Annotated in this window: 31 protein-coding genes; all 31 read right to left on the bottom strand. The window is 67.1% G+C overall.

Annotated elements, in window-relative coordinates:
* Positions 1–70: 70 nt before the first annotated feature.
* The 31 genes from ACGFS9_RS16835 to ACGFS9_RS16685 all read right to left on the bottom strand — a co-directional run bounded on the left by ACGFS9_RS16835 (position 71) and on the right by ACGFS9_RS16685 (position 17,553).
* A complete protein-coding gene (locus tag ACGFS9_RS16835; RefSeq protein WP_003966937.1) occupies positions 71–1,093 on the bottom strand; it encodes a DNA-directed RNA polymerase subunit alpha in 1,023 nt (340 codons plus the stop codon).
* Between the two features lie 147 nt (positions 1,094–1,240).
* Entirely contained in the window at positions 1,241–1,645 is a 405-nt protein-coding gene (rpsK, locus tag ACGFS9_RS16830; protein WP_003956432.1) for a 30S ribosomal protein S11, read from the bottom strand.
* Between the two features lie 69 nt (positions 1,646–1,714).
* Positions 1,715–2,095, bottom strand: a complete 381-nt coding sequence (gene rpsM / locus ACGFS9_RS16825; RefSeq protein ID WP_037626962.1) for a 30S ribosomal protein S13 — start codon at positions 2,093–2,095, stop codon at positions 1,715–1,717.
* 216 nt (positions 2,096–2,311) lie between these two features.
* Positions 2,312–2,425, bottom strand: a complete 114-nt coding sequence (gene rpmJ / locus ACGFS9_RS16820) for a 50S ribosomal protein L36 (RefSeq protein WP_003998809.1) — start codon at positions 2,423–2,425, stop codon at positions 2,312–2,314.
* A 70-nt stretch (positions 2,426–2,495) separates the two neighbouring features.
* Entirely contained in the window at positions 2,496–2,717 is a 222-nt protein-coding gene (infA, locus tag ACGFS9_RS16815; protein ID WP_003948620.1) for a translation initiation factor IF-1, read from the bottom strand.
* Between the two features lie 204 nt (positions 2,718–2,921).
* Positions 2,922–3,761, bottom strand: a complete 840-nt coding sequence (gene map, locus ACGFS9_RS16810; protein ID WP_393253886.1) for a type I methionyl aminopeptidase — start codon at positions 3,759–3,761, stop codon at positions 2,922–2,924.
* A 209-nt stretch (positions 3,762–3,970) separates the two neighbouring features.
* Positions 3,971–4,627: an adenylate kinase gene (locus ACGFS9_RS16805; RefSeq protein ID WP_393253884.1), complete on the bottom strand. Its 657-nt coding sequence runs from the start codon at positions 4,625–4,627 to the stop codon at positions 3,971–3,973.
* On the bottom strand, positions 4,627–5,940 hold the full coding sequence (gene secY / locus ACGFS9_RS16800; protein ID WP_393253882.1) for a preprotein translocase subunit SecY: 1,314 nt from the start codon (positions 5,938–5,940) through the stop codon (positions 4,627–4,629). Before secY ends, ACGFS9_RS16805 begins: the two co-directional genes overlap by 1 nt.
* Before the next feature lie 242 nt (positions 5,941–6,182).
* Complete coding sequence (gene rplO, locus ACGFS9_RS16795; RefSeq protein WP_189190330.1) at positions 6,183–6,638, bottom strand: 50S ribosomal protein L15; 456 nt, start codon at positions 6,636–6,638, stop codon at positions 6,183–6,185.
* A 2-nt stretch (positions 6,639–6,640) separates the two neighbouring features.
* The gene (rpmD, locus tag ACGFS9_RS16790) at positions 6,641–6,823 is read right to left on the bottom strand and encodes a 50S ribosomal protein L30 (protein ID WP_356251632.1); all 183 of its coding nucleotides are present in this window, start codon (positions 6,821–6,823) and stop codon (positions 6,641–6,643) included.
* Positions 6,823–7,428 carry a 30S ribosomal protein S5 gene (rpsE, locus tag ACGFS9_RS16785; RefSeq protein ID WP_046704422.1) on the bottom strand — a complete coding sequence of 202 codons (606 nt, stop codon included), beginning with the start codon at positions 7,426–7,428 and terminating at the stop codon, positions 6,823–6,825. Before rpsE ends, rpmD begins: the two co-directional genes overlap by 1 nt.
* Before the next feature lie 64 nt (positions 7,429–7,492).
* Positions 7,493–7,876 carry a 50S ribosomal protein L18 gene (gene rplR / locus ACGFS9_RS16780; protein ID WP_060901491.1) on the bottom strand — a complete coding sequence of 128 codons (384 nt, stop codon included), beginning with the start codon at positions 7,874–7,876 and terminating at the stop codon, positions 7,493–7,495.
* Positions 7,877–7,879: 3 nt separating this feature from the next.
* Entirely contained in the window at positions 7,880–8,419 is a 540-nt protein-coding gene (gene rplF, locus ACGFS9_RS16775; protein ID WP_393253880.1) for a 50S ribosomal protein L6, read from the bottom strand.
* Between the two features lie 24 nt (positions 8,420–8,443).
* Positions 8,444–8,842: a 30S ribosomal protein S8 gene (gene rpsH, locus ACGFS9_RS16770; protein WP_010986352.1), complete on the bottom strand. Its 399-nt coding sequence runs from the start codon at positions 8,840–8,842 to the stop codon at positions 8,444–8,446.
* A 236-nt stretch (positions 8,843–9,078) separates the two neighbouring features.
* Positions 9,079–9,264, bottom strand: coding sequence for a type Z 30S ribosomal protein S14 (locus tag ACGFS9_RS16765; RefSeq protein WP_003948630.1), 186 nt, complete (start codon positions 9,262–9,264; stop codon positions 9,079–9,081).
* Positions 9,265–9,269: 5 nt separating this feature from the next.
* Positions 9,270–9,827, bottom strand: a complete 558-nt coding sequence (gene rplE / locus ACGFS9_RS16760) for a 50S ribosomal protein L5 (protein ID WP_100594878.1) — start codon at positions 9,825–9,827, stop codon at positions 9,270–9,272.
* The gene (gene rplX / locus ACGFS9_RS16755; protein WP_007494760.1) at positions 9,827–10,150 is read right to left on the bottom strand and encodes a 50S ribosomal protein L24; all 324 of its coding nucleotides are present in this window, start codon (positions 10,148–10,150) and stop codon (positions 9,827–9,829) included. The genes rplE and rplX overlap by 1 nt, the downstream gene beginning before the upstream one ends.
* Positions 10,151–10,152: 2 nt before the next feature.
* The gene (gene rplN / locus ACGFS9_RS16750) at positions 10,153–10,521 is read right to left on the bottom strand and encodes a 50S ribosomal protein L14 (protein ID WP_003992364.1); all 369 of its coding nucleotides are present in this window, start codon (positions 10,519–10,521) and stop codon (positions 10,153–10,155) included.
* Between the two features lie 121 nt (positions 10,522–10,642).
* Positions 10,643–10,927, bottom strand: coding sequence for a 30S ribosomal protein S17 (gene rpsQ, locus ACGFS9_RS16745; RefSeq protein ID WP_081218891.1), 285 nt, complete (start codon positions 10,925–10,927; stop codon positions 10,643–10,645).
* A complete protein-coding gene (gene rpmC / locus ACGFS9_RS16740; RefSeq protein ID WP_003998824.1) occupies positions 10,927–11,151 on the bottom strand; it encodes a 50S ribosomal protein L29 in 225 nt (74 codons plus the stop codon). The genes rpsQ and rpmC overlap by 1 nt, the downstream gene beginning before the upstream one ends.
* Positions 11,151–11,570 carry a 50S ribosomal protein L16 gene (gene rplP, locus ACGFS9_RS16735; protein WP_190189403.1) on the bottom strand — a complete coding sequence of 140 codons (420 nt, stop codon included), beginning with the start codon at positions 11,568–11,570 and terminating at the stop codon, positions 11,151–11,153. The genes rpmC and rplP overlap by 1 nt, the downstream gene beginning before the upstream one ends.
* Before the next feature lie 5 nt (positions 11,571–11,575).
* Entirely contained in the window at positions 11,576–12,406 is an 831-nt protein-coding gene (gene rpsC / locus ACGFS9_RS16730) for a 30S ribosomal protein S3 (protein WP_351947971.1), read from the bottom strand.
* On the bottom strand, positions 12,406–12,753 hold the full coding sequence (gene rplV, locus ACGFS9_RS16725) for a 50S ribosomal protein L22 (protein WP_023547379.1): 348 nt from the start codon (positions 12,751–12,753) through the stop codon (positions 12,406–12,408). Before rplV ends, rpsC begins: the two co-directional genes overlap by 1 nt.
* A 41-nt stretch (positions 12,754–12,794) precedes the next feature.
* Positions 12,795–13,076 (bottom strand): 30S ribosomal protein S19, encoded by a 282-nt coding sequence (gene rpsS, locus ACGFS9_RS16720; protein WP_015035577.1) that lies wholly within the window; start codon positions 13,074–13,076, stop codon positions 12,795–12,797.
* A gap of 12 nt (positions 13,077–13,088) precedes the next feature.
* A complete protein-coding gene (gene rplB / locus ACGFS9_RS16715; protein WP_393253877.1) occupies positions 13,089–13,925 on the bottom strand; it encodes a 50S ribosomal protein L2 in 837 nt (278 codons plus the stop codon).
* A 39-nt stretch (positions 13,926–13,964) separates the two neighbouring features.
* Entirely contained in the window at positions 13,965–14,381 is a 417-nt protein-coding gene (gene rplW, locus ACGFS9_RS16710; RefSeq protein WP_037626998.1) for a 50S ribosomal protein L23, read from the bottom strand.
* The gene (rplD, locus tag ACGFS9_RS16705) at positions 14,381–15,037 is read right to left on the bottom strand and encodes a 50S ribosomal protein L4 (protein ID WP_266769360.1); all 657 of its coding nucleotides are present in this window, start codon (positions 15,035–15,037) and stop codon (positions 14,381–14,383) included. Before rplD ends, rplW begins: the two co-directional genes overlap by 1 nt.
* Positions 15,038–15,042: 5 nt before the next feature.
* Positions 15,043–15,687, bottom strand: coding sequence for a 50S ribosomal protein L3 (gene rplC / locus ACGFS9_RS16700; RefSeq protein WP_393253876.1), 645 nt, complete (start codon positions 15,685–15,687; stop codon positions 15,043–15,045).
* Positions 15,688–15,704: 17 nt separating this feature from the next.
* Positions 15,705–16,013: a 30S ribosomal protein S10 gene (rpsJ, locus tag ACGFS9_RS16695; protein WP_003948644.1), complete on the bottom strand. Its 309-nt coding sequence runs from the start codon at positions 16,011–16,013 to the stop codon at positions 15,705–15,707.
* A gap of 455 nt (positions 16,014–16,468) precedes the next feature.
* Complete coding sequence (locus tag ACGFS9_RS16690) at positions 16,469–16,678, bottom strand: DUF397 domain-containing protein (RefSeq protein ID WP_393253875.1); 210 nt, start codon at positions 16,676–16,678, stop codon at positions 16,469–16,471.
* Positions 16,675–17,553: a helix-turn-helix domain-containing protein gene (locus ACGFS9_RS16685; protein ID WP_393253873.1), complete on the bottom strand. Its 879-nt coding sequence runs from the start codon at positions 17,551–17,553 to the stop codon at positions 16,675–16,677. Before ACGFS9_RS16685 ends, ACGFS9_RS16690 begins: the two co-directional genes overlap by 4 nt.
* Positions 17,554–18,073: the final 520 nt, after the last annotated feature.

The raw sequence follows: 18,073 nt of genomic DNA, 5'->3' as shown, positions 1-18,073 counted from the left end.
GGGCGATTGCCCGTCGGAGATCCGGGGCCCCGAAGGGCCCCGGAGGACGTGCGACGGAGCGGTACCGGGATCAGTACTGCTCGGTCTCCACGAAACCGGCGTCCGCGTCGTCGTCGGCGCCGAAGGCGTCGGCGGCGGCCGTCGGGTCGAATCCGGGCGGGCTGTCCTTGAGGGCCAGGCCCATGCCGGCCAGCTTCGCCTTGACCTCGTCGATGGACTTCGCACCGAAGTTGCGGATGTCCAGGAGGTCGGCCTCGGAGCGGGCGACGAGCTCACCCACGGAGTGGATGCCCTCACGCTTGAGGCAGTTGTAGGAGCGGACCGTGAGCTCCAGCTCCTCGATCGGCAGCGCGAGGTCGGCGGCCAGGGCGGCGTCCGTGGGGGACGGGCCCATGTCGATGCCCTCGGCGTCGATGTTGAGCTCGCGCGCCAGACCGAACAGCTCGACCAGCGTCTTGCCGGCCGACGCCATGGCGTCACGGGGACGCATGGCCTGCTTGGTCTCGACGTCGACGATCAGCTTGTCGAAGTCGGTGCGCTGCTCGACACGGGTCGCCTCGACCTTGTACGTGACCTTCAGCACCGGCGAGTAGATCGAGTCGACCGGGATGCGCCCGATCTCCTGACCGACCTGCTTGTTCTGAACGGCGGAGACGTAGCCGCGACCGCGCTCGACGGTCAGCTCCATCTCCAGCTTGCCCTTGCCGTTGAGCGTGGCGAGGACGAGGTCGGGGTTGTGCACCTCGACACCGGCCGGGGGCGCGATGTCGGCGGCGGTGACCAGACCCGGGCCCTGCTTGCGCAGGTACATCACGACCGGCTCGTCGTGCTCCGAGGAGACGACCAGCTGCTTGATGTTGAGGATCAGGTCGGTGACGTCCTCCTTGACACCCGGCACGGTGGTGAACTCGTGCAGGACGCCGTCGATCCGGATGCTCGTGACGGCGGCACCGGGGATCGAGGAGAGGAGCGTGCGACGGAGGGAGTTGCCGAGGGTGTAGCCGAAGCCCGGCTCCAGCGGCTCGATCACGAACCGGGAGCGGAATTCGTCGACGACCTCTTCGGTCAGCGACGGACGCTGAGCAATAAGCATGAAGCAGTCCTTCAGTCAGGGGCACCCACTATTTGATGCCCTTGCCACCGGGCGGCAGCCCGGCGTGTTCATCTACAAGGGTACGGGCGGTACGGCACCGAAGTGCCGTACCGCCCGGACCCAGGTCGAACGCGAGACGACCGTGCGTCAGACGCGGCGGCGCTTGGGCGGACGGCAGCCGTTGTGCGGGGTGGGGGTGACGTCCTGGATCGAGCCGACCTCGAGGCCGGTGGCCTGGAGGGAGCGGATCGCGGTCTCACGGCCGGAGCCGGGACCCTTGACGAACACGTCCACCTTGCGCATGCCGTGCTCCTGCGCGCGGCGGGCGGCCGACTCGGCGGCCATCTGCGCGGCGAAGGGGGTCGACTTGCGCGAGCCCTTGAAGCCGACGTGGCCGGCGGAGGCCCAGGAGATCACGTTGCCCGAGGGGTCCGTGATCGAGACGATCGTGTTGTTGAACGTGCTCTTGATGTGCGCGTGGCCGTGAGCGACGTTCTTCTTTTCCTTGCGGCGCACCTTCTTGGCAGCGCCCTGACGACCCTTGGGGGGCATCTGTTTCTCCTACGGGGAGGTGGTCGGTCCTACAGCGAAGACCGCTGGTGAAGCGTGGTCCGCTGAGGACTACTTCTTGCCCGGCTTCTTCTTGCCGGCGATGGCGCGACGCGGGCCCTTGCGGGTACGAGCGTTCGTGCTGGTGCGCTGTCCGTGCACGGGCAGGCCACGACGGTGGCGGATGCCCTGGTAGCAGCCGATCTCGATCTTGCGGCGGATGTCGCCCTGGATCTCGCGACGGAGGTCACCCTCGGTCTTGATGTTGGCGTCCACGTACTCGCGGATCTTGACCAGCTCCTCCTCGGAGAGGTCGCGAACGCGCGTGTTGGGGTTCACGCCGGTCTCGGCCAGCGTCTGCTGGGAAAGGGTCCGGCCGATGCCGAACACGTAGGTCAGGGCGACCTCCACACGCTTTTCGCGCGGGATGTCAACACCGGAAACGCGTGCCATTCAATGGCTCCAGTTGTCGTTCGGAGGTCTTCCACAGAACCGGATCCCGCCCGCCGTCCTCCGCCGATCCGCAGATCGGGGATTCGGTACGAACCGGGTCCCCGGCCTCCGACCGGGGGTGTCAGGTCTGACCTGGTCAGTCCTGGGTTCCGCGTATGAACATGTACTGCTTGCGTCGCGCGAAGTATCTGCGGATGCAGAAGGTGCGGTCGTACGTCAGCCCTGGCGCTGCTTGTGGCGCGGGTTTTCGCAGATGACCATGACCCGACCGTGACGGCGGATCACCCTGCACTTGTCGCAGATCTTCTTGACGCTCGGCTTGACCTTCATTAGGTGAGGTTCTCCGGGTCAGTGCCACCCCCCGCGTCCCGGGGACCGGGAGCACGGAGCAAGGCAAGATCTACTTGTACCGGTAGACGATCCGGCCACGCGTCAGGTCGTACGGAGACAGCTCCACCACGACCCGGTCGTCAGGGAGGATGCGGATGTAGTGCATGCGCATCTTGCCGCTGATGTGTGCCAGGACCTGGTGGCCGTTCTGGAGCTCGACCTTGAACATGGCGTTCGGAAGAGACTCGACGACAGTGCCCTCGATCTCGATGGCACCTTGCTTCTTGGCCACGCTTCGCCCTTCGAATCGACTACCTTGATCGACTCCGCACTGGCGCATGCAGACATGCGGGTGCACGAGAGCCGACGAGTCAGTCTACGTCAGGGCTCCCGGAAAGACGAATTCGTCTCCGGCGTCCTCCGCCACTCATGACGATGCCCCGCCCGTCGGCGTGGTATGCGCGAGGAGCGGGGCGGCCCGGCGGTCCGGCGGATCTCAGCCGGCCAGCGGGTCCGGTGCCACGGTCACGCCGTACTCGGCGAGCTTGGCCCGGCCGCAGTCGGGCGCCGTCAGCACGAGCGGGCCCTCCTCGGTCAGCGCCACGGAGTGCTCCCAGTGCGAGGACCAGGTCCCGTCGGTGGTGACGACGGTCCAGTCGTCCTCCAGGACCTCGGTGCGCGGTGTGCCGAGCGACACCATCGGCTCGATCGCCAGGCAGAACCCGGGCACCAGCTTGGGGCCCTTGCCGCGCCGGCGCTCCACGTAGTTCAGCAGGTGCGGGTCCATGTGCATCTCGGTGCCGATGCCGTGGCCGCCGTAGTCCTCGACGATGCCGTACTTGCCGCCGCCCGGCTTGGGCTGCCGGCGGATGTACGTCTCGATCGCCCGGGACACGTCCACCAGCCGGTTGCCCGCCTTCATGGCGGCGATGCCGGCCCACATCGACTCCTCCGTCACCCGGGACAGCTCGACCAGCTCCGGAGCGTGGCCGGTGCCGACGAACGCGGTGTACGCGGCGTCGCCGTGCCAGCCGTCGACGATCGCGCCGGCGTCGATGGAGATGACGTCCCCGTCCTTCAGGACGGTCTTGTCGTCCGGGATGCCGTGCACGACGACCTCGTTCACCGAGGTGCAGATCGTCGCGGGGAACCCGCCGTAGCCGAGGAAGTTCGACTTGGCGCCGTGCTCGTCCAGCACCTTGCGCGCGACCTCGTCCAGGTCCCGGGTCGTCGCCCCGGGAACCGCCGCCTCGCGCGTGGCCGCGTGGATGGCGGCGACGACCAGCCCCGCCTCGCGCATCTTGGCGATCTGCTCGGGGGTCTTGATCTGCACCATGGTGGCTGCGGCCTTTCTGGACCGGAACGACGGACTGTCTCAACGATACGGGGACCGGGGCCCGGCCCGCCCCGGGACGGGTCTCTCCCCGCCGGGGCCGCACGGACCGGCCCCGGCGCACACGTCGGCCGCGGCACCCCGGAGGTGCCGCGGCCGATGCGACGTACGTGCGGGGCGCACACCCTGCGGTGTGCGCCGTGCGCGGGAGGTCAGGCGGCCTCGCGGGACAGCGCCTGCATCGCGCGCCCGGTGACCTCTTCGACCTTGCCGAGCGCCGGGATCGTGACGACCAGGCCCTGGGCCTTGTAGTAGTCGATGATCGGCTCGGTCTGCGTGTGGTAGACCTCCAGGCGCTTGCGGACGGTCTCCTCGGAGTCGTCGTCGCGCTGGTACAGCTCGCCGCCGCAGATGTCGCAGACGCCGTCCTGCTTCGGCTTCTTGTACGACACGTGGAACACGTGCGCCGACTCGTTGCGGCAGATGCGACGGCCCGCGATGCGGCGGACCACCTCGTCCTCGGGGACCTCCAGGTCCAGCACCGCGTCCAGCTTCATGCCCTCGGTGCTCAGCATCTCGTCCAGCGACTCGGCCTGCGAGACGTTGCGCGGGAAGCCGTCGAGCAGGAAGCCGTTCTCCGCGTCGGGCTGCTCCATGCGGTCCTTGGCCATGGCGATGGTGACCTCGTCCGGTACCAGGTCACCCTTGTCCATGTAGGACTTCGCGAGCTTGCCCAGCTCCGTCTGCCGACTGATGTTGGCGCGGAAGAGGTCGCCCGTGGAGATGTGCGGGATCCCCAGGTTCTTGGCGAGGAACGCGGCCTGCGTTCCCTTCCCGGCGCCAGGCGGCCCGACGAGGACGATTCGCATCAGCGGAGGAACCCTTCGTAATTGCGCTGCTGAAGCTGACTCTCGATCTGCTTCACAGTCTCCAGGCCGACACCCACGATGATCAGGATGCTGGTACCACCGAACGGGAAGTTCTGGTTCGCGTTGAATCCGACCAACGCCACTGTCGGTACGAGGGCGATGATGCCCAGATACAACGAACCCGGCCAGGTGATCCGGTTGAGTACGTAGCTGAGGTACTCCGCGGTCGGCCGGCCAGCCCGGATGCCCGGGATGAAGCCACCATACTTCTTCATGTTGTCGGCGACTTCCTCGGGGTTGAACGAGATCGCCACGTAGAAGAACGCGAAGAACACGATCAGGAGGAAGTACAAGGTGATGTAAATCGGGTGGTCACCCTTGGTCAGGTTGTCCGTGACCCAGGTTTTCCAGCCCGAGTTGCCCTTGGAGAACTGCGCGACGAGGCTCGGGATGTAGAGCAGCGACGACGCGAAGATGACAGGAATCACACCTGCCTGGTTCACCTTCAGCGGGATGTAGGTCGAGGTCCCGCCGTACGAACGGCGGCCGATCATGCGCTTCGCGTACTGCACCGGGATGCGGCGCTGCGCCTGCTCGACGAAGACCACCAGGCCGACCATGAACAGGCCCACCAGGATCACCGTGCCGAACTCGATCCAGCCGTCGGCCAGCTTGCCCTGGAGCTTGACGGTCCACAGGGCGCTCGGGAAGGTCGCGGCGATCGAGATGAACATGAGGATCGACATGCCGTTGCCGATGCCGCGGTCGGTGATCAGCTCACCGAGCCACATGACGACGCAGGTGCCGGCGGTCATCGTGACGACCATGGTGATCGTGGTGAAGATCGACTGGTCCGGGACGATCTGGTTCGCCACGGGGCAGCCGGAGAACAGCGCGCCGCTGCGGGCGGTGGCCACCAGGCCGGTGCCCTGGAGGATGGCGAGCGCGACCGTCAGGTACCGGGTGTACTGCGTGATCTTCGCCGTGCCCGCCTGGCCCTCCTTCTTGAGGGCTTCCAGGCGCGGGATCACCACGGTCAGCAGCTGCAGGATGATGCTCGCCGTGATGTACGGCATGATCCCGAGCGCGAAGACGGTGATCTGGAGCAGCGCGCCGCCGCTGAACATGTTGATCAGGCTGAACAGCCCGCGGTTCGAGTCGGCCAGGTTCATGCACGACTGGACGTTCTTGTAGTCCACGCCGGGGATCGGGATGTGGGTACCGACCCGGTAGACCACGATGATGCCGAGCGTGAAGAGCAGCTTCTTGCGCAGGTCGGGCGTCCTGAACGCCCGGGCGAACGCGGTGAGCACGGTGCCTCCTGCGACCCCCGCGCTACTGCGTCAGAGGTGACGGTCTTGAGGTTCGACGGATGACTGACAGCTAACCAACAGTCAAAGCCCGTCCGGAGTTCCTCTTGAGGCACACCGGACGAAAATTAACAGTGCAGGCCACCTTACCGGCGACACTGCCCCCCTAGGAACGACCAACCGGGGATGCCCCTTTTGTGGGGCATCCCCGGTCGGGATCGCTCATGTCATCGAGGCGTCTGAAATCAGACGAGCTCGGTGACGGTACCGCCGGCGGCGGTGATCTTCTCCTTGGCGGAGCCGGAGACGGCGTCGACCGTCACCTGCAGCGCCACGGAGATCTCGCCCTGGCCGAGGACCTTGACGAGGCTGTTCTTGCGAACGGCACCCTTGGCGACGAGCCCCTCGACGGTGACCTCGCCACCCTCCGGGTACAGCGCGCCCAGCTTGTCGAGGTTCACGACCTGGAACTCGGTCTTGAACGGGTTGCGGAAGCCCTTCAGCTTCGGGAGACGCATGTGGAGGGGCATCTGGCCACCCTCGAAGCGCTCCGGAACCTGGTAGCGGGCCTTCGTGCCCTTGGTACCACGACCGGCCGTCTTACCCTTCGACGCCTCACCACGACCCACACGGGTCTTGGCGGTCTTGGCGCCCGGGGCGGGACGGAGGTTGTGGATCTTGAGCGGGTTGTTCTCCGCCATGATCAGTCGACCTCCTCGACCGTCACGAGGTGGCGGACGGTCTGCACCATTCCGCGGAACTCGGGGCGGTCCTCCTTGACGACCTGCGTGTTGATGCCCTTGAGACCAAGGGAGCGCAGGGTGTCACGGTGGTTCTGCTTGCTGCCGATGTACGACTTCGTCTGCGTGACCTTGAGGCGAGCCATTACGCACCCGCCCCTGCACGCGCACGAAGCAGAGCCGCGGGGGCGACGTCCTCAAGGGGCAGACCGCGGCGGGCCGCGATCTCCTCGGGACGCTGCAGGCCCTTGAGGGCCTCCACGGTCGCGTGCACGATGTTGATCGCGTTGGACGAGCCGAGCGACTTCGACAGGATGTCGTGCACGCCCGCGCACTCCAGGACGGCGCGCACCGGGCCACCGGCGATAACACCGGTACCGGGGGAAGCAGGCTTGAGCAGGACGACGCCCGCGGCCTTCTCGCCCGTGATCGGGTGCGGGATGGTGCCCTGGATACGGGGGACCTTGAAGAAGTGCTTCTTGGCCTCTTCCACACCCTTGGCGATCGCGGCCGGCACCTCCTTGGCCTTGCCGTAACCGACACCCACGGTGCCGTCACCGTCGCCCACCACGACCAGCGCGGTGAAGCTGAAGCGACGACCACCCTTCACAACCTTGGCGACGCGGTTGATCGCGACGACGCGCTCAACGTACGCGGTCTTCTCGGCGGCAGCTGCGCCGCCGTCACGGCCCTTCCGGTCCCGCCGCTCGCCGCCACCGGCACCGCCACCGCGGCGCTGGGGTCCAGCCATTGGAATTACCTCTCTCTGTTTTCCGCTAGCTACGCAGTGACACAGGTCGCTGCGCGACGGGGACTCAGAACTTGAGTCCGGCTTCGCGGGCGGCGTCCGCCAGGGCGGCGATGCGCCCGGCGTACTGGTTACCACCACGGTCGAACACGACAGCCTCGACACCGGCGGCCTTGGCGCGCTCGGCGACCAGGGCGCCGACCGACTTGGCCTGAGCCGACTTGTCGGCCTCGCCACCGCGGATCGTGGTGTCCAGGGTCGACGCCGACGCGAGGGTGTGACCCTTCACGTCGTCGATGACCTGGGCCACGATGTGACGGTTGGAGCGCGTCACGACCAGGCGCGGACGCTCAGCCGTACCCGAGATGTGCTTACGGATGCGGATGTGACGACGCTTGATGGCAGCACGCTTGTAAGCGTCGCCCTTAGCAATCTTGACACCGTATGCCATGGCTTACTTACCCGCCTTTCCGACCTTGCGGCGGATGACTTCGCCTTCGTACTTGACGCCCTTGGCCTTGTACGGGTCGGGCTTGCGCAGCTTGCGGATGTTGGCCGCAACCTCGCCGACCTTCTGCTTGTCGATGCCCTCGACCGAGAAACGGGTGGGGGCTTCCACCTTGAAGGTGATGCCCTCGGGGGCCTCGACGGTGATCGGGTGGCTGTAGCCGAGCGAGAACTCCAGGTTGGAGCCCTTCGCCAGGACGCGGTAACCGACACCGCTGATCTCGAGCTTCTTCACGTAACCCGTGGTCACGCCGGTGATCATGTTCGCCACCAGCGTGCGGGACAGGCCGTGGAGGGCCTTGTTCTGACGCTCGTCGTTCGGGCGGGTGACGTTCAGAACGCCGTCCTCACCCTTAGCGATCTCGATCGGCGACGCGATGGTGTGGGAGAGGGTGCCCTTGGGGCCCTTCACCTGCACCAGACGGCCGTCGATGGTGACGTCCACGCCGGCGGGAACCGTGATGGGGAGCTTGCCAATACGCGACATAGCTGTTTCCTCCGTTCCCTTCCGCTACCAGACGTAGGCGAGGACTTCTCCGCCTACGCCCTTCTTGCCGGCCTGCTTGTCGGTGAGGAGCCCGTGCGACGTGGAGATGATCGCCACGCCGAGGCCGCCCAGCACCTTGGGCAGGTTGGTGGACTTCGCGTAAACCCGGAGACCGGGCTTGGAGATCCGCTTGATGCCCGCGATGGAGCGCTCACGGTTCGGGCCGAACTTCAGCTCGAGAACGAGGTTCTTGCCGACCTCGGCGTCCTCGACCTTCCAGCCCGTGATGAAGCCCTCCTGCTGGAGGATCTCCGCGATGTGCGACTTGATCTTGCTGTGCGGCATACCCACGGTGTCGTGGTACGCCGAGTTCGCGTTACGCAGACGCGTAAGCATGTCTGCGATCGGATCAGTCATGGTCATGAATTGGCCTTCGGCCTCTCTCGCCGGGGTTTCCTGTATGCGCCATCCCTCTCCCCGCTCATGGGCGGGACGGGTGCGGCACGGGGACCTACGGCGTAGTAAGCGTTTGATAGTGGGCTACGCCCACGGGCGTCCGGACGACAGGCGCCCAACCCTCCCAGCGTACGCCATGGAGGGGTGGGCACCTGACAGAGCCCTTTGCTTACCGAGAGCCCTGGAATCCCTGAAGTGGGGGACTACCAGGAGCTCTTGGTCACGCCCGGCAGCTCGCCACGGTGAGCCATCTCACGAAGGCAGACGCGGCACAGGCCGAACTTGCGGTACACGGAGTGCGGACGACCGCAGCGCTGGCAGCGCGTGTAGCCACGCACACCGAACTTGGGCTTACGAGCAGCCTTGGCAATCAGAGCCTTCTTCGCCATCTCGCTTACGCCTCCTTGAAGGGGAAGCCGAGGTGACGGAGAAGGGCACGGCCCTCAGCGTCGTTGGTCGCCGTGGTGACCACGGTGATGTCCATACCCCGGACGCGGTCGATCTTGTCCTGGTCGATCTCGTGGAACATGACCTGCTCCGTGAGACCGAAGGTGTAGTTGCCACGGCCGTCGAACTGCTTGGGGGACAGGCCGCGGAAGTCGCGGATGCGCGGGAGCGCGAGCGACAGGGTGCGGTCCAGGAACTCCCACATGCGGTCGCCACGGAGGGTGACGTGGGCACCGATCGGCTGACCCTCACGCAGCTTGAACTGCGCGATGGACTTGCGGGCCTTGGTGATGGCCGGCTTCTGACCGGTGATGGTGGTCAGGTCACGGACGGCACCGTCCATGAGCTTGGAGTCACGGGCGGCGTCGCCGACACCCATGTTGACCACGATCTTGACGAGGCCCGGGGTCTGCATGACGTTCTCGTAGGAGAACTCTTCCTGCAGCTTGCCCGCGATCTCCTCGCGGTACTTCGTCTTGAGACGCGGAGTGGTGGTGGTAGCCATCAGATGTCCTCACCCGTCCGCTTGGCAACGCGGATCTTGTTGCCCTCGTCGTCGAAGCGGTAACCGACGCGCGTGACGACCTTGTTGCCGTCCTTCTCAACGACCAGCTGGACGTTGGAGACGTGGACGGGCGCCTCGGTCGTGACGATGCCACCGGCCTGCGAGCCCTTGGCGGTCGGGCCGGCCTTCGTGTGCTTCTTGACCCGGTTGACACCCTCGACCAGGACGCGCTCGTCGCGCGGGTAAGCGGCAATGACCTTGCCCTGCTTGCCCTTGTCCTTGCCGGTGATGACCTGAACCAGGTCGCCCTTCTTGATCTTCATGCTTACAGCACCTCCGGCGCGAGCGAGATGATCTTCATGAACTTCTTCTCGCGCAGCTCACGGCCGACGGGGCCGAAGATACGGGTGCCGCGAGGGTCGCCGTCGTTCTTCAGAATGACGGCGGCGTTCTCGTCGAAGCGGATGTACGAGCCGTCCGGACGGCGGCGCTCCTTGACGGTGCGAACGATGACCGCCTTGATGACGTCACCCTTCTTCACGTTGCCGCCGGGGATCGCGTCCTTGACGGTGGCGACGATGACGTCACCGATGCCCGCGTAGCGGCGACCGGAGCCACCGAGCACACGGATGCAAAGGATCTCCTTCGCACCAGTGTTGTCGGCGACACGCAGTCGCGACTCCTGCTGGATCACGTCTATCTCCTGTTTGTCTGCCGGTTCCCGGGGCGGGGTCGGCCGTTACGGCGACCCCGCCCCGAGCCTGGCGGAACCAACCTGAGGGGCCCCTGGAACTCGGTTCCAGGGCCTCAGGTAATTACTTGGCCTTCTCGAGGATCTCGACGATGCGCCAGCGCTTCGTCGAGGACAGCGGCCGGGTCTCCATGAGGAGGACGCGGTCGCCGACGCCGGCGGCGTTCTGCTCGTCGTGGGCCTTGAGCTTGCTCGTACGGCGGATGACCTTGCCGTACAGGGCGTGCTTCACGCGGTCCTCGACGGCGACGACGACGGTCTTGTCCATCTTGTCGCTGACGACCAGACCCTCACGGGTCTTGCGGAATCCGCGGTCGGTCTTCTGCTCGGTCACGTTGCTCTCAGTCATCAGGCGCTCTCCACCGTCTCGATGCCCAGCTCGCGCTCGCGCATCAGGGTGTAGATCCGCGCGATGTCCTTACGGACGGCCTTGAGCCGGCCGTGGTTCTCGAGCTGACCGGTCGCCGCCTGGAAGCGGAGGTTGAACAGCTCTTCCTTGGCTTCGCGGAGCTTCGCGAGAAGCTCCTCGTCACCCAGTTCGCGCAGCTCGGACGCCTTGGTACCGGCCGACATCACGCTTCACCTGCCTCGCGCTTGACGATCCGGCACTTCATCGGCAGCTTGTGGGCTGCGCGAGTGAGGGCCTCACGGGCGATCTTCTCGTTGGGGTAGGACAGTTCGAACATGACCCGGCCCGGGTGCACGTTCGCGACCCACCACTCGGGCGAACCCTTACCGGAACCCATGCGGGTCTCGGCGGGCTTCTTCGTGAGCGGGCGGTCCGGGTAGATGTTGATCCAGACCTTGCCGCCACGCTTGATGTGGCGGGTCATCGCGATACGCGCGGCCTCGATCTGGCGGTTCGTCACGTACGCCGGCGTGAGGGCCTGAATGCCGTACTCGCCGAACGCAACCTGCGTACCGCCCTTGGCCATGCCACGGCGCTTCGGGTGGTGCTGCTTGCGGTGCTTGACCCTACGGGGGATCAGCATGTCGGTCAGGCCTCCGTTCCGGTGCTCTCAGCCGGAGCGGCAGCCGGAGCCTCGGCCTTGGGGGCCTCGGCAGCGGGAGCCTGCTGCGGCTTACGACCGCGACCGCCACGCTCGCCACCGCGGCCACCACGGCCGGCCGGGCGGTCGTTGCCACCACGGGCCGGGCGGTTGCCGGCACGGGCGGCGGCGTTCTCGGCGCGGACCTCGGCGATGTTCTTGACGTCGCCCTTGTAGATCCAGACCTTCACACCGATGCGGCCGAAGGTCGTCTTGGCCTCGAAGAAGCCGTAGTCGACGTTCGCGCGGAGCGTGTGCAGGGGCACACGGCCCTCGCGGTAGAACTCCGAGCGGGACATCTCGGCGCCGCCGAGGCGGCCACCGCACTGGATCTTGATGCCCTTGGCGCCCGCCTTCATCGCCGACTGCATGCTCTTGCGCATGGCACGGCGGAAGGAGACGCGGGAGGACAGCTGCTCGGCGACGGCCTGGGCGACCAGCTGAGCGTCGGTCTCGGGGTTCTTGACCTCGAGGATGTTCAGCTGGACCTGCTTGCCCGTGAGCTTCTCGAGGTCACCGCGGATGCGGTCGGCCTCGGCGCCACGGCGGCCGATGACGATGCCGGGACGCGCGGTGTGGATGTCCACCCGCACACGGTCACGGGTGCGCTCGATCTCCACCTTCGAGATGCCGGCGCGCTCCATGCCGGACGTCATCATCCGACGGATGGCGACGTCTTCCTTGACGTAGTCCTTGTACAGCTTGTCGGCGTACCAACGCGACTTGAAGTCGGTCGTGACACCGAGCCGGAACCCGTGCGGGTTTACCTTCTGGCCCATTACCGGGTTCCTTCCTTGCTGCTGACGACCACGGTGATGTGGCTGGTCCGCTTGCGGATCCGGTAGGCGCGGCCCTGGGCACGCGGACGGAACCGCTTCAGGGTCGGGCCCTCGTCGACGTACGCCTCGGAGACGAAGAGGCTGTCGGCGTCGGTGTGGTCGTAGTTGTGCGCGGCGTTGGCAATGGCGCTGTCCAGCACCTTGCCGACCGGCACGCTCGCGGCCTGCGGGGCGAAACGCAGGACCGCCTGAGCCTCCGTGGCATCCATGCCACGGATAAGGTCCACCACGCGGCGGGCCTTCATGGGCGTAACGCGGATGTACCGCGCCTGGGCCCTGGCTTCCATGGTTGTCCTTCCAGTGTCTGTCATGGTCATTCCACCCCGCGTTAGCGGCGCTTCGACTTCCGGTCGTCCTTGACGTGACCCCGGAAGGTGCGCGTCGGCGAGAACTCGCCGAGCTTGTGGCCGACCATCGACTCGGTGACGAACACCGGAATGTGGGTCTTGCCGTTGTGCACCGCGATCGTGTGGCCGAGCATGGCCGGGATGATCATCGAGCGACGGGACCAGGTCTTGATGACGTTCTTGGTACCGGCTTCGTTCTGAGCGTCCACCTTCTTTACGAGGTGTCCGTCGACGAAGGGTCCCTTCTTGAGACTGCGCGGCATCTAAACCCGCTCCTAGCGCTTCTTGTTCGTCTTGCGGCGGCGGACGATGTACTTGTTCGAAGCCTTCTTCGGCGAACGAGTACGACCCTCCTTCTGACCCCACGGGGAGACCGGGTGGCGACCACCGGAGGTCTTGCCCTCACCACCACCGTGCGGGTGGTCGACCGGGTTCATCGCCACACCGCGGACGGTCGGGCGAACGCCCAGCCAGCGCTTGCGGCCGGCCTTACCCCAGTTGATGTTGCTCTGCTCGGCGTTGCCGACCTCGCCGACCGTGGCGCGGCAGCGCTGGTCGACCAGGCGGATCTCACCGGAGGGCATGCGCAGGTGGGCCATCTGGCCCTCCTTCGCGAGCAGCTGCACGGAGGCACCGGCGGAGCGGGCGAACTTGGCGCCGCCACCGGGTCGGAGCTCGATCGCGTGGATCGTGGTACCGACCGGGATGTTGCGGAGCGCCAGGTTGTTGCCCGGCTTGATGTCGGCCCCGGGACCGTTCTCGACGCGGTCGCCCTGCGACAGGTTGCGGGGGGCGAGGATGTAGCGCTTCTCGCCGTCCGCGTAGTGCAGCAGCGCGATGCGCGCGGTGCGGTTGGGGTCGTACTCGATGTGCGCGACCTTCGCCGGCACGCCGTCCTTGTCGTGACGACGGAAGTCGATCACTCGGTAGGCGCGCTTGTGTCCGCCACCCTGGTGGCGAACGGTCACACGACCGGCGTTGTTACGGCCGCCCTTGCTGTGCAGCGGGCGGACCAGCGACTTCTCCGGCGTGGACCGCGTGACCTCGACGAAGTCGGCGACGCTGGAGCCACGACGGCCCGGCGTAGTCGGCTTGTACTTGCGGATTCCCATTTCTCAGTCCTCGTCCGATATTCGGACCAGGGCGCTCCGTTAGGAGGCCTGGCCGAAGATGTCGATACGGTCGCCCTCAGCGAGGGTCACGATCGCGCGCTTGCTGTCAGCACGCTTGCCGAAGCCCGTCTTGGTGCGCTTGCGCTTGCCCTGACGGTTGATCGTGTTGACCCCGGTGACCTTGACCGAGAAGACCGCCTGGACGGCCTGCTTGATCTGGGTCTTGTTGGCCCGCGGGTCCACGACGAAGGTGTACTTGCCCTCGTCGAGCAGCGCGTAGCTCTTCTCCGAGACGACCGGCTTGAGGAGGACGTCACGGGGGTCCGTGAAGCTCTTGCTCAGCGGGGTCTCGACGGTGTTCTTGCCCTCGGCCTCGTGGCGCTTCGCCTTGGCGACGCGCGCGGCCTTGGCGGCCTTGGCGGCCTTCGAGGCAATGCTCGGGTGACGCGTAGCCATCAGGCTTCGCTCCCTTCGGTGTCAGCGGCCTGGGGGCCAGACACGAAGGACTCGAAAGCGGCCTGGGTGAAGACCACGTCGTCCGAGACGAGAACGTCGTACGTGTTCAGCTGGCCCGGCTCCAGGATGTGGACCTGGGGCAGGTTGCGCGCGGAAAGCAGCGCGGCCTCGTCGGAGCGCTCGATGACCAGGAGCACGTTCTTGCGCTCGCTGACCTTGCCGAGGAAGCTCTTGGCGGCCTTGGTGGAGGGGGTCTCGCCCTCGATCACGCCGGTGACGACGTGGATGCGAGCGTTGCGGGCCCGGTCGGTGAGGGCGTGGCGCAGGGCCGCGGCCTTCATCTTCTTCGGGGTCCGCTGCGAGTAGTCACGCGGCGTGGGGCCGTGGACGACGCCACCGCCGGCGAACTGCGGCGCACGGGTCGAACCCTGGCGCGCGCGGCCGGTGCCCTTCTGGCGGTAAGGCTTCTTACCACCACCGCGGACCTCGCCACGACGCTTGACCTTGTGCGTGCCCTGACGGGCGGCGGCCAGCTGCGCGACGACGACCTGGTGAAGCAGCGGGATGCTGATCTTCTCGACGTCGAAGATCTCGGCCGGGAGCTCTACGGTCCCGGCGTTGTCGCCGGAGGGCGACAGAATGTCAATGGTGCTCATAGTCCTCAGGCCCCCTTGGCCGCGGTGCGGACCAGGACGAGGCCGCCGTTCGGACCAGGAACCGCGCCCTTGATAAGGAGCAGGCCCTTCTCCGCGTCAACGGCGTGAACGGTCAGGTTCTGGGTGGTGACCCGCTCGTTGCCCATGCGACCCGCCATGCGCAGGCCCTTGAACACACGACCCGGGGTGGCGCAGCCACCGATGGAGCCGGGAGAGCGGTGCTTGCGCTGGGTGCCGTGTCCGGCGCCGAGGCCCTTGAAGTTGTGACGCTTCATGACACCGGCGAAGCCCTTGCCCTTGCTCTTGCCGGTCACGTCCACCTTGAGGCCGGCCTCGAACACCTCGGCGGTGATCTCCTGGCCGAGGGTGTACTCGCTGGCGTCAGCGGTACGGATCTCGACGAGGTGGCGGCGGGGAGTGACGTCGGCCTTCGCGAAGTGGCCCTTGAGGGGCTTGTTCACCTTGCGCGGGTCGATCTCGCCGAACGCGATCTGGACGGACTCGTAGCCGTCGACGTCGTTCGTACGAACCTGGGTCACGACGTTCGGGCCGGCCTTGACGACGGTGACCGGAACAACACGGTTGTTCTCGTCCCACACCTGCGTCATGCCGAGCTTCTCGCCGAGGATGCCCTTGATCTGCTTAGCCATTCTCAGATCACCGATCCCTAGAGCTTGATCTCGATGTCGACACCGGCCGGAAGGTCGAGTCGCATCAGAGAGTCAACGGTCTTGGGCGTGGGGTCGAGGATGTCGATGAGGCGCTTGTGCGTGCGCATCTCGAAGTGCTCGCGAGAGTCCTTGTACTTGTGCGGCGACTTGATGACGCAGTACACGTTCTTCTCAGTGGGCAGCGGCACCGGGCCCGCGACCGACGCACCAGTGCGGGTCACCGTCTCGACGATCTTCTTCGCCGAGGAGTCGATGACCTCGTGGTCGTAGGCCTTGAGCCGGATGCGGATCTTCTGTCCCGCCATGGCTACTCAGTAGTCCTTTGTCTAGTGAAACGCTCTGGAACCCGGGGGTTCGCGTCCTGGTCTCCGACCCACGCGGTCGGGTGTGTCGCGCTCCTGCCGCACGGATATCCACGGAAGGATTTCCCTGCGAGGGACGCGGCTCGCCCGAAAGCAACCGCTGGACCGGGGGCTGGACACCCACCGAGCGCCTGGCCGGCACCCCGCTGACACTTCCCGGAAGATTCCCGTACGTCCGCCCGAGCGCTGCCTGACGACAGATCGAGCGACGAGTACTGTGGGACTCGCTTCCAGTCCTCCCGGCGGGAGGCGCGCAGCATCGGCACTCGACCGAGCAACCCCGCTAGTCTGCCATACGGGGCAGCGGCCTGGCCAATCGAGCCGAGGATCGTACCCCGAGGGTGACGCAGGTCAAACCCGGGCGCGCGGAACGGGGGCTCGGCGCGGGCCGTACGAGGTCAGCGGGTGGCCGCGTACGCCACGAACGCCGCCCAGGCACCGGCGCCCAGCGCCAGGCGCGGCCCCTCGACGTCCTTGGAGTCCCGGACGTGCACGGCGCCGGACGTGACGGCCAGCTCCACGCAGGAGTTGCCGTCGTTGCCGCCACTGTGACTGCTCTTGAACCACACCAGGCCGGAAACGTCCCCGGCAGCGGTCTCGCGGATCATGTTTCTCCCAGCAGCTGCTCGATCAACGCCAGCGACTCCCCGGGCGAGAGCGCCTGAGCCCGGATGGTGCCATACCGCAGTTCCAGAACGCGCAGATGCCTGAGTTCGGAAGTGGTCCGGCCACCGAGCGCCCCGTCCGAGCGGCCCACGGCCGTCCCGTCGGGGAACTTGAGCAGTTCGATGCGGCCGTCCAGTCCGGAGTGGGTGGCGCAGTCCATGGGCATCACCTGGAGCACGACGTTGTGCCGCCGCCCCGCCTCCAGCAGGTGACGCAGTTGCCCGTGCCACGCCGTCTTCCCCCCGATGGGGCGCCGCAGGACCCCCTCTTCCAGGACGAAGCTGAGCGCCGGGGCCGGGGATCGCTCGAAGACCGACCGGCGAGCCAGACGGGCGGCCACCATGCGCTCGACGTCGTCGGGCGAGTAAGGGGGCTGCGCCGCCCCGATCACGGACCGCGCGTGCTCGGCCGTCTGCAACAGCCCGGGGACGATGTGGCACTCGTAGAGGGCGATCTCCGCGGCCTTGGCCTCCATCGTGGCCAGCTCGCGCACCTTCTTCGGGTACCGGACCCGCTTCACGTCCTCCCAGGCCGCCGCGACGAGCCCGCCCGCCTCCAGCACCTCGTCCGCCCGGTCCAGGTACTCCTGCCGGGGAATCCGCTTGCCGCCCTCGACCTTGTAGACGAGGTCCTCCCCGTAGCCGACGGCCTCCCCGAACTCGGCGGCCCGCATCCCCGCCGCCTCCCGGCGCAGTCTCAGCTGCCGCCCGACGGTGGCGATGACGGCGACGCCCCACTCGTCGTCCGGATCGACGGCCCAGCCGGGCTCCTCCGCCTCGCCCCCGAGCCGCCTGCCGTCACCGCTCACGTGCTCCATCCCGCGCCCCTCCGTCGACCGTCCGCGCCGCAGCGCCCCTACCCGTGCACCCCGCACCGGCAGACCCGACAGCACCGGACAGACTCCGGACGGTCACGGGGCGGACCGGTCGAGTCACCGTGCACGCTACGCGGCCGGACCGACACCCGACCCCGGTCGTGCCGCCCGGCCGACCGGGCGGCGCCGTACCGGAGCACGTACACCCGCGCTCCGGTACGGCGGGCGGTCTTTCCCAGGACCACCAGGGGAGAAAGGACCCCGCCAAGCCCCACCCCTCCCGCCCGGCGCGGGAGCACGGCCGTCACCGCGGCCCGGCTCGCAGGGGGCGCGCGGCGGGCGCGCCGCGGGAGCCCCGTCGAGGGGCCGGACCCGCGCACGGCGACCGCTCACTCGCGCGAGTGAATATGCCCAACTGGGCTGGATAAGGGACCCGTTGCCTGCTCTACGCTCGGCGCGAGCGCCACGGACGGCGTGTACCACCGCAGGACAACCCCAGACATGCGACGGCCCCCGCCGGGAC

The sequence above is a fragment of the Streptomyces sp. NPDC048566 genome, from assembly GCF_043199735.1.
In the GTDB taxonomy this organism is placed as follows: domain Bacteria; phylum Actinomycetota; class Actinomycetes; order Streptomycetales; family Streptomycetaceae; genus Streptomyces.
This window is presented reverse-complemented; position numbering and strand designations above follow the sequence as displayed.

Bases quoted from the DNA above. Each gene is read 5' to 3' on its own strand.
- ACGFS9_RS16835 (WP_003966937.1), bottom strand. From the start codon at position 1,093: ATGCTTATTGCTCAGCGTCCGTCGCTGACCGAAGAGGTCGTCGACGAA.
- rpsK (WP_003956432.1), bottom strand. From the start codon at position 1,645: ATGCCCCCCAAGGGTCGTCAGGGCGCTGCCAAGAAGGTGCGCCGCAAG.
- rpsM (WP_037626962.1), bottom strand. From the start codon at position 2,095: ATGGCACGCGTTTCCGGTGTTGACATCCCGCGCGAAAAGCGTGTGGAG.
- rpmJ (WP_003998809.1), bottom strand. From the start codon at position 2,425: ATGAAGGTCAAGCCGAGCGTCAAGAAGATCTGCGACAAGTGCAGGGTG.
- map (WP_393253886.1), bottom strand. From the start codon at position 3,761: ATGGTGCAGATCAAGACCCCCGAGCAGATCGCCAAGATGCGCGAGGCG.
- ACGFS9_RS16805 (WP_393253884.1), bottom strand. From the start codon at position 4,627: ATGCGAATCGTCCTCGTCGGGCCGCCTGGCGCCGGGAAGGGAACGCAG.
- rplO (WP_189190330.1), bottom strand. From the start codon at position 6,638: ATGGCGGAGAACAACCCGCTCAAGATCCACAACCTCCGTCCCGCCCCG.
- rpmD (WP_356251632.1), bottom strand. From the start codon at position 6,823: ATGGCTCGCCTCAAGGTCACGCAGACGAAGTCGTACATCGGCAGCAAG.
- rpsE (WP_046704422.1), bottom strand. From the start codon at position 7,428: ATGGCTGGACCCCAGCGCCGCGGTGGCGGTGCCGGTGGCGGCGAGCGG.
- rplR (WP_060901491.1), bottom strand. From the start codon at position 7,876: ATGGCATACGGTGTCAAGATTGCTAAGGGCGACGCTTACAAGCGTGCT.
- rplF (WP_393253880.1), bottom strand. From the start codon at position 8,419: ATGTCGCGTATTGGCAAGCTCCCCATCACGGTTCCCGCCGGCGTGGAC.
- rpsH (WP_010986352.1), bottom strand. From the start codon at position 8,842: ATGACCATGACTGATCCGATCGCAGACATGCTTACGCGTCTGCGTAAC.
- ACGFS9_RS16765 (WP_003948630.1), bottom strand. From the start codon at position 9,264: ATGGCGAAGAAGGCTCTGATTGCCAAGGCTGCTCGTAAGCCCAAGTTC.
- rplE (WP_100594878.1), bottom strand. From the start codon at position 9,827: ATGGCTACCACCACCACTCCGCGTCTCAAGACGAAGTACCGCGAGGAG.
- rplX (WP_007494760.1), bottom strand. From the start codon at position 10,150: ATGAAGATCAAGAAGGGCGACCTGGTTCAGGTCATCACCGGCAAGGAC.
- rpsQ (WP_081218891.1), bottom strand. From the start codon at position 10,927: ATGACTGAGAGCAACGTGACCGAGCAGAAGACCGACCGCGGATTCCGC.
- rpmC (WP_003998824.1), bottom strand. From the start codon at position 11,151: ATGTCGGCCGGTACCAAGGCGTCCGAGCTGCGCGAACTGGGTGACGAG.
- rplP (WP_190189403.1), bottom strand. From the start codon at position 11,570: ATGCTGATCCCCCGTAGGGTCAAGCACCGCAAGCAGCACCACCCGAAG.
- rpsC (WP_351947971.1), bottom strand. From the start codon at position 12,406: ATGGGCCAGAAGGTAAACCCGCACGGGTTCCGGCTCGGTGTCACGACC.
- rplV (WP_023547379.1), bottom strand. From the start codon at position 12,753: ATGGAAGCCAGGGCCCAGGCGCGGTACATCCGCGTTACGCCCATGAAG.
- rpsS (WP_015035577.1), bottom strand. From the start codon at position 13,076: ATGCCGCGCAGTCTCAAGAAGGGACCCTTCGTCGACGGACACCTCGTA.
- rplB (WP_393253877.1), bottom strand. From the start codon at position 13,925: ATGGGAATCCGCAAGTACAAGCCGACTACGCCGGGCCGTCGTGGCTCC.
- rplW (WP_037626998.1), bottom strand. From the start codon at position 14,381: ATGGCTACGCGTCACCCGAGCATTGCCTCGAAGGCCGCCAAGGCCGCC.
- rplD (WP_266769360.1), bottom strand. From the start codon at position 15,037: ATGAGCACCATTGACATTCTGTCGCCCTCCGGCGACAACGCCGGGACC.
- rplC (WP_393253876.1), bottom strand. From the start codon at position 15,687: ATGGCTAAGCAGATCAAGGGCATCCTCGGCGAGAAGCTCGGCATGACG.
- rpsJ (WP_003948644.1), bottom strand. From the start codon at position 16,013: ATGGCGGGACAGAAGATCCGCATCCGGCTCAAGGCCTACGACCACGAG.
- ACGFS9_RS16690 (WP_393253875.1), bottom strand. From the start codon at position 16,678: ATGATCCGCGAGACCGCTGCCGGGGACGTTTCCGGCCTGGTGTGGTTC.
- ACGFS9_RS16685 (WP_393253873.1), bottom strand. From the start codon at position 17,553: ATGGAGCACGTGAGCGGTGACGGCAGGCGGCTCGGGGGCGAGGCGGAG.